This window comes from Pseudalgibacter alginicilyticus (assembly GCF_001310225.1).
Classification (GTDB): domain Bacteria; phylum Bacteroidota; class Bacteroidia; order Flavobacteriales; family Flavobacteriaceae; genus Pseudalgibacter; species Pseudalgibacter alginicilyticus.
Genome location: NZ_CP012898.1, coordinates 2351063 through 2367063, shown reverse-complemented (window position 1 = coordinate 2367063; position 16001 = coordinate 2351063). Strand labels below are relative to the sequence as shown.

10 protein-coding genes are annotated in these 16001 nt (G+C 33.1%); 9 read left to right on the top strand and 1 reads right to left on the bottom strand.

All coding sequences use genetic code 11. The annotated features are described in order from the left end of the window. Positions 1-148 precede the first annotated feature (148 nt). Positions 149-676: a hypothetical protein gene (locus APS56_RS09855; RefSeq protein ID WP_082379443.1), complete on the bottom strand. Its 528-nt coding sequence runs from the start codon at positions 674-676 to the stop codon at positions 149-151. 275 nt (positions 677-951) lie between these two features. On the opposite strand from APS56_RS09855, the gene APS56_RS09850 reads away from it, so the two are divergent. From APS56_RS09850 to APS56_RS09810, 9 genes are all read left to right on the top strand, one after another. After that, positions 952-1530 carry an RNA polymerase sigma-70 factor gene (locus APS56_RS09850; protein WP_054727634.1) on the top strand — a complete coding sequence of 193 codons (579 nt, stop codon included), beginning with the start codon at positions 952-954 and terminating at the stop codon, positions 1528-1530. Between the two features lie 163 nt (positions 1531-1693). Next, positions 1694-2866 carry a FecR family protein gene (locus tag APS56_RS09845; protein ID WP_054727632.1) on the top strand — a complete coding sequence of 391 codons (1173 nt, stop codon included), beginning with the start codon at positions 1694-1696 and terminating at the stop codon, positions 2864-2866. Positions 2867-3017: 151 nt separating this feature from the next. Continuing rightward, entirely contained in the window at positions 3018-6419 is a 3402-nt protein-coding gene (locus APS56_RS09840) for a SusC/RagA family TonB-linked outer membrane protein (RefSeq protein WP_157757647.1), read from the top strand. 22 nt (positions 6420-6441) lie between these two features. After that, on the top strand, positions 6442-8313 hold the full coding sequence (locus APS56_RS09835) for a RagB/SusD family nutrient uptake outer membrane protein (protein ID WP_082379320.1): 1872 nt from the start codon (positions 6442-6444) through the stop codon (positions 8311-8313). Between the two features lie 20 nt (positions 8314-8333). After that, entirely contained in the window at positions 8334-8786 is a 453-nt protein-coding gene (locus APS56_RS09830; protein WP_157757646.1) for a DUF5018-related domain-containing protein, read from the top strand. Between the two features lie 571 nt (positions 8787-9357). Then, on the top strand, positions 9358-10788 hold the full coding sequence (locus APS56_RS09825) for a sulfatase family protein (RefSeq protein WP_082379319.1): 1431 nt from the start codon (positions 9358-9360) through the stop codon (positions 10786-10788). A gap of 57 nt (positions 10789-10845) precedes the next feature. Further along, the gene (locus tag APS56_RS09820; protein WP_054727624.1) at positions 10846-12735 is read left to right on the top strand and encodes a glycoside hydrolase family 97 protein; all 1890 of its coding nucleotides are present in this window, start codon (positions 10846-10848) and stop codon (positions 12733-12735) included. Between the two features lie 48 nt (positions 12736-12783). Then, the gene (locus APS56_RS09815) at positions 12784-14382 is read left to right on the top strand and encodes a sulfatase (protein WP_054727622.1); all 1599 of its coding nucleotides are present in this window, start codon (positions 12784-12786) and stop codon (positions 14380-14382) included. A gap of 7 nt (positions 14383-14389) precedes the next feature. Next, on the top strand, positions 14390-15991 hold the full coding sequence (locus APS56_RS09810) for a sulfatase-like hydrolase/transferase (RefSeq protein WP_054727620.1): 1602 nt from the start codon (positions 14390-14392) through the stop codon (positions 15989-15991). Positions 15992-16001: the final 10 nt, after the last annotated feature.

The following is a 16001-nucleotide window of genomic DNA, read 5'->3' as shown; positions in this document are numbered from 1 at the left end:
ACTTTTAGAAGTAGGAGGTTCATGAAATTTAAAATGCAATAAACTCTAATCTTGAAGTGCTTTTTTTGTGTAATTATCTTAGCCAATTATTTCTAAAACGTTCATTTGAGCTGGTTGAAAATTAAGATAAGTATTTAATTCAAACAATTTAAAAATCAAATCCATAAGCAAAACGAATCATCAAATTAGCTAATCCATTATCCATTTCATGGTCTTTAATAATCGGAAAATCTTTTAAAAATTCATAACGAAGACTAATATCAACATATTTTGTTGCGTAACCTATACTTGGAGAAAACATCATTGAATTATAATCATAAGTTTTAGTTGTTGAAAAAGCGCCTCCTATTTCCCCCATCACATAAAATTCATTTTTAAAAATGAACGTTTTATAACCAATTTTTATTGGTATATAACCAAAATCCACTTCGTCTTTTACAAACAAATTATTATATCCAGCAGTTAAACAAAGTGAGTAGGTTTCCGATACATTGTATTGTACTCTTAGGTCACCGCCAATAATAAAATCATAAGGGTCATTCAGGGGTAAGCCACTATTTAGACCAACACCATATTTAAAATTCCTGTTATAGCCATCGCTACTTTTTTGAGCAAAAGCAATGTTAGTGAGACAGATAACACATAACAAAGTTAAAATCTTAGGAATATTTTTCATGGCAATTGTTGTTTGGTTTTTCACTATACAAAGATGCAACACAACAAGGGTTAGTCGGTTATATGATATTTTAGATGTTTTATATAATTTCCATTATGAGTTAATAGTTATAATATAATTAAATTAGGTATATTGACACTCAATTGATTTTTAATATTTCTATGTTAAAGTACTGATATTTTAATATAAAATAAGTTATAATAAATGGTACTGATAATAGTATCAATTCACTATTTTTGTTTGTAACCGGCAAACTATTTCTATATACTAAATTTATGAACATCCTTGAAGATGACATAATTCAGCGTCTTAAAGAAGATGATAAAAAGGCATTGACCTTAATTTATAACGCTTATTGGAAACCTTTGTTTTTGTCTTCGTATAATTTGTTGAAAAACAAAGAATTATGTGAAGAAATAATACAAGATGTTTTTATTGATTTGTGGAATAATCGAGAAAAAATTCAAATTAAAATTTCTTTAAATAGCTATTTGTACGCTTGTACACGCTATAAGGTTTTTGCACAATTCAGAAAACAAAAAATGATTAGAGTTGAATTGTATGAAGACTTAGAAAAAAGATTTCAGTACGCTACACCTGAAACTAAAATAATGCACAAAGAATTAGTTGACCAAATTAATATTGTAGTAAACACACTTCCCAAAAAATGTCAAAAAGTCTATAAATTAAGCCGTAACAATCAACTAAGTCATAAAGAAATAGCCGAAAAACTTAATATTTCAACAAAAACAGTTGAGAATCACATTGGATATGCTTTAAAGGTTTTACGAGGCGCTCTTGGATCCATGTTAAGTATTGAATTGCTTGTGTTTTTAGCAGAAAACATAAAATAGGTGTTCCATAAATATCAGTATCTTAAATGTTAAAATGATATATTTAAGAGTGTTTTTTTGTTGCCTTGTTAAAAAAAGCATAAAAAAAATAAATATTTCTTAGGGGGTAGAGGTGTAAATTGACACTATACATATACCCCAGCAATTATAAATCACTAAAATAATGACAAGAGAAGAAGTCGATAAGCAAGATTTTCAAGTGTTAATAGAAAAATATCTAGATGGTAAAACTACGCTTGAAGAATTAAAATTGTTGGTTAATTATTATGAGAGTTATCAGCAAGATTATACTTGGTGTGCCGCATTAGGGAGTGAGGAATCCACAAGAAATAGAATGCTTATAAATATTCTTGAAGAACTTCAAAACAATGTAGGAGATGCTAATAAGGTTATTCCTTTTTATAAAAATAAAATAGTTAAGTATGCTGTTGCAGCATCTCTTATTGCGTTTTTGTCTGTTACTTTTTTATTTAAAAATAACAACGGTAATAAAGTAAATGATAATGAGGTGGTACAGACTAATGGAACCACCATTGCTGTTGGAACAGATAAAGCAATTTTAACTTTAGAAGATGGTTCTCAAGTAGCCTTAGAGAAAGGGAAATCCTTTCAAAAAGAAACGACTGTTAGTAATGGAGAAGTCATAACCTATAAAAAGGGCGAGTTAAAAGCTGAAGAAATAAAATATAATTACTTAACAATACCTAGAGGTGGACAATTTTCAATAACCCTTTCAGATGGCACGAAAGTATGGTTAAATTCGGATTCTGAACTTAAATATCCTGTACAATTTATTAAAGGGCAACCAAGAAAAGTAGAGTTGCTTTATGGGGAGGCTTATTTTGATGTGTCTCCTAGTGCAAGTCATAATGGCGATAAGTTTATTGTTCTTAATGCGTCACAAGAGGTTGAAGTTATAGGAACAGAATTCAATGTTAAAGCATATAAAGATGAAACTAATATTTATACAACTTTGGTTGAGGGTAAGGTTACTATAAGTATGGATGATAAAAAACGAAACTTAGTACCTGGGGAACAGTTATTTTTAAACAAAAAAAATAGTACCATATTAATTAAAAAAGTAGATGTTTATAATGAAACGGCATGGAAAGAAGGTGTGTTTAGTTTTGAAGATAAATCATTAAAAGATATGATGGTTGTGCTTTCTCGATGGTATGATGTGGAAGTCATCATTGAAAATAAATCTATAGAAAACGAGCAGTTTGTTGGGATATTAAGAAAAAATCAAAAAATAGAGGAAATATTAACGAGTATTAAAAACTTTGGAATAATTAAAAATTTTGAAATATATGATAAAAAAGTAGTGTTAAAGTAAAAAAAGGAACGAGGTAATAACATTTGGCGGTGTTGCCCTCGCTCCCAGTATGAGTACCAATTAAACATATGTATAACCAATACAAAACAAATTTATGGAAATTAAACTAACTAATGTCCGTTCTCTTTATAGAAAACGGCTCTTAAACATTATGATGAGAACCTTTATCTTTTTAATGTGCACCACAGTTTTTTGTTTTAATACAGAAAACACATTTTCTCAAGAAACGGTAATTATAGAAAAGGACCAATTGGTTGAAGTAGACCAAGTGTTTAAAATTATTAAAAAACAAACGGAGTTAAATTTTATTTATCCAAAAGGTTTATTTAAGAATACACCTAAAATTCAATTAAAAAAGGGAGAAATTCAAGCCTCAAAATTAATAGCAGATGTATTAGAAAAGAGCCATTTTAATTTTAAATTAACTGAAAACAATACCATTATTATCAATAAGGTTAAGGCTGTTGAAAAAATTACCATTCAAGAGAACGTAATTTCAGGATCAGTGCTTGAAGAAACCGGTCAGCCCTTGCCAGGAGTTAATATTATTGTTGAAGGGACCTCAACAGGAACACAGTCAGATTTTGATGGAAATTATAGTATCAAAGCAAAAAAAGGGGATGTTCTTATTTTTTCTTATGTAGGTTTTCAATCTCAAAAAATAACCGTTTCAGAAGCAAATACTATTAATTTGGTTCTGAAAGAAGAAGCTAGTGCTTTAGATGAGGTTGTTGTTATAGGTTATGGAACACAGAAAAAATCAAACTTAACGGCTGCTATTGCTACAGTTGACACTAAAGAATTAGAAAATCGTCCAGTGAATTCTATAACAGATATGTTGGGTGCTAGCGTGCCTGGATTGAATATAAATGTAGGTTCAAGCGCTGTAACTGATAATCCATCAATAAATCTTCGTGGGTTTACTGGGCTAAATTCATCTGGTTCACCTCTAATAATTGTAGATGGAGTTCCTTTGGACAATCCTGATGATATTAAATATGTAAATCCAAATGATGTTGATAATATTTCCATTTTAAAAGATGCTTCTGCCACAGCTATCTATGGATCGCGTGCTCCAAATGGAGCCATATTAATTACCACTAAAAGCGGTAAAAAAGGTCAAAAAATGGCTATTGAATATAGCTCAGATATTAGAATTTCATCTCCTATAGGTTTACCTAACTCAATGAAAGGTTCAGATTATGCAATTTGGAGAAATAATAGGACTGAAAATTCAAGAATAGCAAGAACCTATACACAGGAAACTATTGATAGGATTTTACAATATGAAGCTGGAGAAATTAATACTGTAGGCATCATTGAGCCTAATGGTAAGTATGGGAGTGTTTTTACTTTCAATGCTAGTGAAAATCACCTACAGGAAGCTTTTAGAGATAATGTATTCAACCAAACCCACAATTTAAGCTTATCAGGAGGGTCAGATAATACTACGTATTTTGCGAGTTTTAATGCGCTTGATGCACAAGGTAATTATCAAAGTGATATTGATTGGATGAAGCGTTACGTATCTAATATTAGAGTAAATACAGACATCAAACCATGGCTTAATGTGGGACTAAACTCGAAGTATAGCAGGCAAGAATCTACACGTCCTACCATATCAACTAGTGGGCAAAATGATAATACTTTTTTTGATAACTTAGGTTTTATCCCTACAGCACCTGCTTATTATGATAATGGTACACCTAACGAGTTTTCAATTAGACCTAATTTGGATGGTTCTTCAGGACAATATGAAAACACCACAGATATAATAACTACTCAAGTAACTATGCAACTCAAACCAGTAGTAGGTTTAACAGTAAATGCCGATTACACTTGGAGAGTTAAAAACAGTTTTGATAAAAATGTAGAATTACAATTTGGTGGTTTAGATGCTGATGGCACTCCTTTACCAAGTAGAAGAAGTCCTAGATTAAGTACTATAACTGAAAATAGTAGAGGGTGGACCTATCATACTGCAAATTTTAATATGAATTATGAAACATCATTTGGAAAGCATAATATTAATGTTTTAGCAGGTTATAACGAAGAAGTAAATAATTATAGAGCTTTAACAGGTAAGAATTCAGATTTCTATACTACAGCTGTTCAGGCTTTACAAACAACTTATGGAAATAATGTGGAAGCTACCGATGCTTTTAATTCATGGGCTGTACAAGGGTATTATGGAAGATTGCATTATGATTATCAAGAAAAATATTTGATTGATTTTAGTGGTAGATATGATGCGTCTTCAAGATTTGCACCAGATTCTAGATGGGCTTTTTTCCCATCTGTAGCTGTAGGTTATAATGTTGCAAAAGAAGATTTTTGGCCATTAAATGATGTAAATCATTTTAAATTTACTGTTCAGTATGGTGAATCAGGTAATCAAGGAGATGCTAGTTTGTATTCTTATTTACCAACTTTGGGAACTACCAATCAAATAACAACACCTATTAATGGCATTTTACCACCCGCAGTAACAATTCCTCCAATTTTTGCTGATGATAATACATGGGCTAAACCACAAAATATTGGTTTTGGATTGGAAGTGGGGATGTTTAAAAATCGGTTAACGGCAGATTATAATTGGTATCAAAGAACGGTTTATGATCAAATAGGACCTGCTGTACAGTTGCCAGAGGTACTAGGAACTGCTCCTCCAGTACAAAATAATTCAGTGACTGAAACACGTGGTTGGGAATTTAATATCAATTGGAGAGATCAATTCAATATAAAAGGGTCACCACTTTCCTATGGTATTCGTGCGGGAATTAGTGATTATATAGGCTATGTAATAGACTATGTTGATAATGATACAGGAACGAGAAATGGTTGGACACCGGGTCAATTATTTGGGGAATTATATGGTGTGAAAAGCGCGGGGATTGCACAAAATAGTGATCAAGTGCTTCAAAATGTATTGCCTACTACAGGATTTTATTATCCTGGAGATTTATTTTTTAATGACACCAATGGAGATGGTTTAATTAACTTGAATGGTACAGGAAACTATTGGTATAGTGAAGGAGATCGTGAACGTTTAGGGTTTAACTATCCACGTTACCAATATAATATTGCTATGAATGCCAATTGGAAAGGATTTACGTTATCTGTTTTATTTCAAGGTGTTGGGCATCAGAAAGTATATTGGGCTAATAAGTTTAATTTTGGAACCTTTAACTTTATGTCTGCAGAGCAATTGGAAAGAGGCTGGTGGACTTCAGATAATCCAGATGCATTTTACCCAAGAGCTTATAACTATAATTTAAATCAACTACGCGAAAACACAGTTAATGATCAGTATGTTAATAATTTAGCACACTTGAGGGTTAAAAACGTAGGACTAACGTATAACTTTTCAGAGGATTTAATTTCCAAACTTAGAGTTTCCAAACTGAGTATTACATTAAGTGGTGAAAACCTTGGGTTTGTGTTTAATAAATCATGGTTGCCAGAGTTAGATCCATTTACTATTGACAATAATCAAGGGCGTGTTTATCCACCTTCGCGCACATTTGCATTAGGTTTAAAAGTTGGTATTTAATTAATGTATAAAAGAAAATAAGATGAAACATATAAAATTTAATAAAAATATTATTGTGGTTCTGCTTCTAACAATCATGTCTTGTAGTGATGATTTTTTAGACAGATTTCCAGAAGATGCAGCATCTGATGCTACGTTTTTCACTAAAGCATCAGATTTTGAGAACTTTGCCAATGGGTTATATGGTGTTGCCATAAGAAGAAGAGGTCAAAGTAATCATTTTGAAACTTTAGATAGTAATACAGATAATGTTGTAACTGCCAGTATTTATACAGGAATATATGAGAGAAATAATCCTTCTATTGCGAGTCAAACAGATGGAACTTGGAATAATAATTATTCATATATCCGATCTGTAAATTATATGCTCAATAATCAGGATAAACTTTTAGCGCGTGATGCGACTGGTGATCATTTTATTGGTGAAGGTTATTTTATGCGTGCTATGTTTTATTTTAACTTGCTTCAACGCTTTGGAGGTGTGCCTTATATTGATGAAGTTTTGGGCACTGAAAGTGAGGACCTTTATAAGCCAAGAGAAAGTAGAGAGTTTATAGCAACTAAAATTATTGAAGATTTAGATGAAGCCATTTCATTATTGCAATGGCAAGGAACAGCTCCGGCTGTGCAAGGTCGAATTAATAAAGAAGCTGCATTACATTTAAAAACAAGGGTAGGATTGTATGAAGGTAGTTGGGAACGCTATCATGGTATTAAAGGTACGCCTTTTGCTGTTAGTGGGAGCGATGGGTCTGTGTTTTTAAACGCAGCTGTTGATGCTGGAAATGCATTAATGGCAAAGCAAGGCAATACTATTTATATAGGGCCAGCAGGCGACGAGTATTCAAGAATGTTTAATAATGATGATGGCGGCTCCTTACCGGGTGTTTTTTTAGCTCGAGATTATAATGTGGCTTTAGGGCAAGGAGGTAATAGACCAAGAGGGGCTATTACACCGCCGTTTAGTTTAACAAAATCAGCTGTTGATAATTATTTAATGAGCGATGGATTGCCTCAAGAAATATCTACCGTAACTGCAGGAGTGGATATTGCTAATCAAAACAGTGTGATTAATACAAGAGATCCACGTTTAAGACAGACACTTTATGCGCCTGACAGAGGACAAAGACAAGACTTTTTTGCCAATTTGAATATTTCGGCTGAGGGCGTGCGAGGAATCTACTGGCCAGCAGGTTACAATAGATTAGTATCTCCTGGTTATTTTGTGTTAAAAGGAGCACCACTAACCACAGTAACTATTGATTTGAATGATATTGATGATGTTATATATAGATATGGTGAATCCTTGTTAAATTATGCCGAAGCCAAAGCTATTTTAGGAACTATTACACAAACTGATATAGACAATACAGTAAATGTATTGAGGGGGCGTGTTGGGGCTGCCAATATGAATCTTGCTACTGTAAATGGCTGGAATATCACATATTTAGAAAAAGATGGTTATGATCCAAGTGCTGATAACATAGTAAATGAAATTAGGAGAGAACGCCGTATGGAGCTTATGCTTGAAGGTTTTAGAAGTGATGATCTTAAGCGTTGGGCTGTATATGAAGACGTTATTAATGGTTATATTCCTGTTTCTGCGTACTATCAAGAATTAGTAGATTATCACAATATTGATCAAAATTTAATAGACTCACAATGGGCACCTGGCACATGGTCAGAGGTTAAGTATTTTGAAGGAAGTAATAGTGGTCAAGTAAATGGCTATTTAACGCCGCTTTGGCAAGAACCAGATTTTAACAGCCCTACAAGTGATGGATATTACATAGAGCCAGGCAGAGATTATCTTAATTCCATACCTCAAGTTGAGATAGAACATTACCTCGATAAAGCTAATGTAGAATTAACTCAAAATCCAGGATGGATATAATAATTAAAAATATTAAAATCATGAAAAATATTAAAAATATATTATTTTTCCTTTTAACCATAGTTATGTTTTCTTCATGTGAACCACGTGTTGAATTAGATCGTGGACAATGGGGAAACAATTCAGACCTTATTAACGTATTATTATATGTATATGAATTTGATGAGCATGAACTACAAGAGTTTTATGATACAGGAGAATTAACTCCAAGTGTTAGAAAAGTACAAAGAGGCACAGGAGTTAATATTGATGATATTAATCATACAGCATCAATTGATTTACCAGCGGCATACTCATTAGTTGATGATGTGGTTGTTATTGCTGTACAACATCATGGTACTCTGGTTGAACCGTTAAATGGTGCTCCAACAATGGGGCTGCCGGCAGATTTAACAGGTGGTTCATATACGTATCGCATACATTCCGCAGATGGTAATTATACAGATTGGGTAATTACTGTAAATCAACTGTAATATAGATGGTTTAAAATAACCATAAAATTAGTTTAGTTATAGTTTGTTTCAGGTTGGGATTATTAGTGAAAATCTATTAGTCCCTTCCTTTTATAATACTTTTATTTATCAATAATTAAATGTCAAGTATTATTATTGTTTTGCAACATTTTAGCCTACTATTTGATAATTATACATTATGCTTTTAACTTATTTTTGAGAGCTAAAAGCTATGTTTATAAGCCTTTTAAATTTTATCAGGTAGTTTAGTTATGTGTATAAAATACTAAGGATTCAATTACAATTAACAAAAAATTTGCTAAGAAAGGCAGAGCTAAGTTTGAAAATAGAAGGAAATGAACTAATAACAATTTGTTTAAAGGTGAATATCACATTCAAAAAACACCTAAACCAAATAGGTTTTTAAGTAGGTAAAATCATGACTGGGTTTAAATACAGTGCTATACTGGAATTATGAAATTCAATGCAGAATTAAAGTGTTAAACGGCGAATTAAGGTATCTAAATTTCAGTTTAAAGGTGCTAATATTCATAATGTTTAAAAAAGAAAACATAATAATAAGTAAAATAAAATGAGACAAGATACTACTTGTAAAAATATAAATTTGTTTGTCAAAAAAATAGGGTGTCTTACATGTGTACTTGCTATCCTTTGTTGCTTTTCAGGATATTCTCAAAAATCCAAAGAAACAACTAAACAGCCAAATTTTATTATCATATTTACAGATGATCAAGGTTATGCAGATTTGGGATGTTTTGGAGGAACGCATGTAAAAACTCCAAGAATAGATCAAATGGCAGCAGAAGGTGCAAAATTAACTAGTTTTTATGTTGCTGCTCCAATTTGTACACCCTCTCGTGCTGCGTTGATGACAGGTAGTTACCCTAAACGAGTGGGAATGGGAAAAAGGGTTTTGTTAGCGGCAGATGCTGTTGGATTAAATCCTAAAGAAATTACCATTGCAGAAGTTTTAAAAAATGCTGGCTATAAAACAGGAATGTTTGGAAAATGGCATTTAGGAGATCAACCAGAGTTTTTACCTACAAAACAAGGATTTGATGAATTTTTTGGATTGCCTTACAGTCATGATATTCATCCTTCACATCAAAATCAGAAGAAATTTAATTTTCCAGATTTACCTTTACTTGAAGGAGAAAATGTGATAGAAACGAATCCTGATAGAGATTATTTAAACCAACGAATCACAGAACGAGCTGTAGATTTTATTAAGAAAAATAAAGAGAATCCTTTTTTTCTATATGTGCCACACACCAGTCCTCATAGACCTTTATTAGCATCTCCCAAATTTATGAAAGAAGCTCCCAAAGAAATTCTTGAAGCTATAAAAAGTAAAAAAGGAATTGACAATAAAACTAGAGATAAAATATATCCACAAACTATTGCTGAAATAGACTGGTCTGTAGGTAAAATTTTAGATGCCTTAAAAAAATACGGAGTAGATGAAAATACCTTTGTAATTTTTACTTCAGATAATGGTCCCATGGTAGGAAGTGCTGCTCCTTTAAAAGGTAGAAAAGGGAGCACATATGAAGGTGGAATGCGAATGCCAACAGTAGTAAGATGGCCAGGTGAAATTCCAGCGGGCATGGTAAATGATGAGTTGTTAACAGCTATGGATTTACTACCTACTTTTGCAAATTTAGCAGGAGGAAAAATCCCTAATGATAGAGTGATAGATGGAAAAGACATTTCTCTTGTGTTGCAAGGAAAAAGTAAAAGTCCGCATGAGGCCTTTTACTATTATAGCAAAGAAAAGTTAGAAGCAGTTAGGGTGGGGCAATGGAAGTTGAGAGTATCGGATAAATCATCACAAGAGTTGTACAATTTAGAAAGTGATATTAGTGAAAATATTAATGTACTACATGAGCATCCTGAAACTGTAACTAAACTCTGGAGATATATTACTGAATTTGAAGAAAATCTTAATAAAAATAGTCGCTCCGAAGCATATGTTAAAAACCCAAAACCGCTATCAAAATAAAAAAGAGAACCTTATCTTTCGTTGTTAAATTACTTACAATCAATAAAAAATGAAAAAATGAAAAAATTAGTATTTGTATTAAGTTTTGTGTTAACCTTATATAATTGCACAAATCAAAAACCATATGAAATAGCTTCTCCAAACGGACAGGTTAAAATTTTATTAGAAAATAAAGATGGGGATTTACAATACAGCCTTTTTGGGAACGATATTGATATGGTTTCAAATTCTAAAATATCTATGTTTCAAGGTCTCAAAGTAGAAGTTTTGGGTGCTAAATCAAATCAAGTCAATGAAACATGGCGTCCTGTTTGGGGACAGTTTAGTGAAATTAATGATAATTATAATGAGTTAGAAGTTATTTTGGATTATGAAGGTATACCAGCAACACTGTATGTAAGAACATATAATGGCGGTGTGGCATTTCGTTTTAATCTTTCAGAGATTCCAGAAAGTAAAAAACCTGCTTTTTTTATGGAATATGGTTTAGCAGAAACAAGTAGTCTATATTCACCAGCAGGGGAAGGAAAACCTTTTGGTCCTATTCAAATAGAAACTTTACGTACAAGAGATTCAATAAAACATCGTTTTAAAATGCCGTTAGTTGTTGAAACAGCTCAAAAACAATATTTGTCATTATTGGAATCTGATTTAGTGAGTGCACCTGGCTTCAATGTTATTAATTTTAATTTCGATAAGCAAAGTGGAAATTTAGTTTCTAATAATAAATTTACATCAGATGAAAAAAAATTAATAACACCTTGGCGTGTTATTTTGTTTGAAAATAATATTGGCGATTTGTTGACCAATACGGTACCACTAAATGTAGCAGCACCAAACCAAATAAATGACCCTTCATGGATTAAGCCTGGTAAAACATTATGGGATTGGCGTGTTCATGGGTATCAAGCTAAAGATGGTTTTACTTATGGCATAGATAACGAAAGTTATTATCGTTTTATTGATTTTGCTGCTGAAAACGATATTGAATACTTTTTGATAGATGATGCTTGGTATACCGATGTGGAACCAGGAAAAATGACTATGTCTGATAAACTGGATTTAGATAAAGTTATTAAGTATGCAGAGGAAAAAGGAGTAGAGTTACTACTGTATTATGATAGAAGACAAGGAAGTTATGGAGATGAAGCTTTATTTCCATATTACAAATCTCTTAATATGAAGGGTATTAAATATGGTTTTATGAGTAGCAATGTGCCTTTTACAAGAGAAGCCATACGTATGAGTGCTGAAAGTAATTTATTGATTAATTTTCATGATGGTCCTGTACCCTTAACAGGAGTAACAAGAACATTCCCTAATGCTATAACAAGGGAGTTTTGTCATGCACAACAAGATTCTAGGCGTGCCTTTACACCACAAACGTTTATAAGAATGGCTCTTATTAATGCCATACAAGGACCATTGGATATGAATAATGGTGTTTTTGATATTTCAAGTGTTAATGCAGGAGAAAGAGAAAAAGGGCCTAAAAAATTGAATTCTTTACAAACAACATCTGTAGCAGAAGCAGCACGTACTTTAATTATTTTTAGCGGTTTGGTTTGTATTCCTGATGCACCAGAAGCTTATGCTGAAAAATTAGATCTATTTGAATTTATTCAGGAAATGCCTGTGGGTGAATGGGATGAAAGTAAAGTACTCCATGCAAAAATGGATAGCCATATATCAACGGCAAGAAGATCTGGAGATGACTGGTTTATTGGGTCTGTTCATGTTGAAGGTGGAACTTTAGATATTTCTTTAGATTTTTTAAAGGAAAATAAAAACTACATCATTACTTATTATGAAGATACAGAAGATACCAATAGCATAACAAATCCTGAAGCATACCAAGTACGGATAGCAACTGTCAAAAAGGGCGATGTCGTGAAAGCAAAAATGGTGTCTGGTGGAGGTCACTGTATGTGGATTAGACCTGAATAAAAAATTATCATTATTAAAATAAGGTGTGGGATTAAGAAAAATAAAGGCATGAAAAAAATAATATTCTTATTAACGTTAATATTAGTAACACTTATATCTTGTAAAACGAAAATACCAGAATCTAAAATAACGAAACCTAATATCCTTTTTATTGTGGTGGACGATTTAGGGTATGCCGATTTAAGTGTCATGGGGAGTGAATATTACGAAACACCAAATATTGATGCTTTGGCAAAGTCAGGTAATATTTTTACTAATGGGTATGCTACCTGTGCTGTTTGTACTCCGTCGCGTGCTAGTTTGTTAAACGGTCAGTTTACTGCCAGACATGGGCTTACACAGTTTGAAGGTGCTCCATCTGGGCAAGAATGGAAGAAAAAGAACCGATATACTAAATTATTACCACCTGAGTATAAACATCATTTAGATCAAAACGATGTAACCTTGCCAGAAGTGTTAAAAGAAAATGGATATGCCACTTTTTTTGCAGGAAAATGGCATTTAGGTAGTGCAGCTGATAATTCCTTACCTACCAATCATGGTTTTGACATTAATCAAGGGGGGTATGAAAGAGGAGGGCCTTACAGTGGAGGTTACTTTTCACCATTTAACAACCCTAATATGAAAGATGAGGCAGGGGAAGAAGGTATGTCTTTGTCTATGAAATTGGCCAAAGAAACTTCAAAATTCATAGAAACAAATAAAGACACCACATTTTTAGCCTACCTGTCTTTTTATGCCGTGCACTCTCCTATTCAAACTACTAAAGAAAAATGGAAAAAGTATAGAGATAAGGCAGAACAAATGGGCATTGCAGAAAAAGGTTTTGAAATGGAACGTATTTTACCAGCAAGAAAATATCAAGACAACCCAGTTTATGCGGGCTTAATTGAACAAGTTGATGAAGCCATTGGTAGTGTCTTGCAAACGCTTAAAAATAATGGATTGGATAAAAACACCATTGTGGTGTTCACATCAGATAACGGAGGGGTAACTTCTGGAGATAATTTTTCCACCAATCAATTAATGTTGAGAGGCGGAAAAGGGTATCAATGGGAGGGCGGTTTGCGAGTACCGTACTTTATTTATGTGCCTTGGATGCAACAAAAAGGGTCCGAAATAGAAACGCCTGTTTCTGGTGCCGATTTATATCCAACCTTATTAGACTTAGCCGATATCCCATTAAGGCCTCAAAATCACATTGATGGGGTTAGTTTAAAACCGCTTTTAAATGGAGAGGAAATTGATGACAGACCATTATATTGGCACTATCCACACTATGGAAATCAAGGTGGTGAACCAGTATCTATTATTAGAAAAGATAATTGGAAACTGATTCATTTTTGGGAAGATCATCATATAGAATTGTATGATTTAAATACAGACTTAAAAGAAAGTAATGATGTGTCTGAGGAAAACAAAGAGATAGCGGAAACTTTGCACACACAATTAATGGATTGGTTGGAATCCATGAATACGCATTATGCAAAAGAAGATCCAGAGTGGGATGAAGCTGCTCGTATTCAAAGATTAGAAAGTCATAGAACTAAACTCATGCCACGACTTGAAAAACAAAGAAAACAAATGCTCAGCCCAGATTGGCAACCTAATGAAGATTGGTGGGGCAGTGAAGTAAAAAAGAATTAATTTAAGTATGAAAGTATATACGCTTAATCTGCTTTTTAGTTTTGCTCTATTATTTAGCTGTTTGGTAAATGCTCAGAGCGACAATAAGCAACCAAATATTATTTTAATATATGCCGATGATTTAGGAAAAGGATTATTAAGTCACTATGGTCAAAAAATTATCAGTACCCCTCATATAGACCAATTAGCTGAGGAGGGGATTACGTTTGAAAATGCCTATTCAGGTATGGTATGTGCACCTTCACGAGCGTCCTTAATATCAGGGTTACGAGATTGTCGCCCAGAAAATTTTCAAATCACTAAAGGGGGCATTTATAATAAAATTAGCAATGGTACTTATTCTAATGAGGAAATTCAGAGCAAAATCAATTCTGTTTTAAGTTCCGTAAGCAAAAACAATGTGTTTTTAGGGGAAGTTGCACAAAAACAAGGATATGTTACGGGACAGTTTGGGAAGTTAGAATGGGGATTTGCTGCTACACATCAGCAAATGGTAAGACATGGTTGGGATGAATATTACGGGTATTTAGACCACGTCAGAGCCCATGGTTTTTATCCTCCTTTTTTGTTTAGAAATGGAGAGGTTGAAAATATTGAAGGAAATACGCATGCAGATGGTGCCAAAACTAAAGAAAACGAAACCCCTGAAAAATTTAAGGAACGTTGGAACATGGAAGGGAAAATGGTTTATTCTCAGCATTTGTTTATGAGTAATGTCATGCAGTTTATCAGCAAAAATAGGGACAATCCATTCTTTCTTTATTTTCCTACCCAATTGCCACACGGACCGGTTTCGGTTCCTGCTGTGCATCCAGATTTTGCCAATAATGGACAATTAACTCAAATTGAAAAGGAGTATGCATCCATGGTGAAAATGTTGGATGACAATGTGGGCCAAATCATGGCACATATAAAAAACTTAGGTATTGATGAAAATACTTTGGTCATTTTCACTTCAGATAATGGGCATGAAATTTATTATACGCAAGAAGGTCGTGTGTATAAACCCTATAGAAATATAGAAACAGGTGAGCGATTTGACGATTTAAATGCCAAGTTTTATAGCAATTTAGGTGGCGATGTTTTTAACGGTAACGGCGGAAGGGCTGGGCTAAAACGAAGCAATTTACAAGGTGGCATTCAGGCACCATTGATAGCAAGGTGGCCTAAAAAAATAACCAAAGGGCAAACGAGTCATTTGTTAGTAGCGAATTATGATTTTGTAGCTACTATAGCAGACATAACGGGTTATAAAGGGACGGTAAAATCTGACGGGCTGTCTTTTTATAAGGAATTAATAGGAGAAGGAAACAATAAGGAGCACGACTATGTTGTGTATGCGTCTTTTATTGGACCTACCATAATTACTAAAGAAGGATGGAAGTTGAGAACCCACCTATCTAAAAATGCCTTTGAACTTTTTTATTTGCCAGACGATTATCGTGAAGAAAACGACTTGTCTATAAGATATCCTAAAAAGGTAAAGGAACTTAAAGAGCAGATGTTATTGGCTTGTGGTGGAGATTTTGAAAATGGTGTATTTACGTTTGGTAAGAATTCCATTGATGTTGAAAAGCAATGGAAATTAAAAAATACCAATCACAAATAATAAAACAGCA